This window comes from Solibacillus isronensis (assembly GCF_023715405.1).
GTDB lineage: Bacteria > Bacillota > Bacilli > Bacillales_A > Planococcaceae > Solibacillus > Solibacillus isronensis_B.
Genome location: NZ_JAMBOC010000060.1, coordinates 1 through 232, shown reverse-complemented (window position 1 = coordinate 232; position 232 = coordinate 1). Strand labels below are relative to the sequence as shown.

General features: G+C 46.6%; 1 tRNA gene and 1 rRNA gene. Both read right to left on the bottom strand.

Going from position 1 to position 232, the window contains the following annotated elements:
- Position 1: 1 nt before the first annotated feature.
- A tRNA-Ile gene (locus M3166_RS19270) sits at positions 2-78 on the bottom strand.
- 96 nt (positions 79-174) lie between these two features.
- A 16S ribosomal RNA gene (locus M3166_RS19265) occupies positions 175-232 on the bottom strand; the annotation flags it as partial.

Below are 232 nucleotides of genomic sequence, written 5' to 3'. Positions count from 1 at the left end.
ATGGTGGGCCTAAATGGACTCGAACCATCGACCTCACGCTTATCAGGCGTGCGCTCTAACCAGCTGAGCTATAGGCCCTCTTAGAAGTATATAAAATTCATCATAAACCTTCAAAACTGAACAGCAACCGTTAATGTTTCATTCCCCAAGGGAATGATTCCGAAAAATCCTTAGAAAGGAGGTGATCCAGCCGCACCTTCCGATACGGCTACCTTGTTACGACTTCACCCCA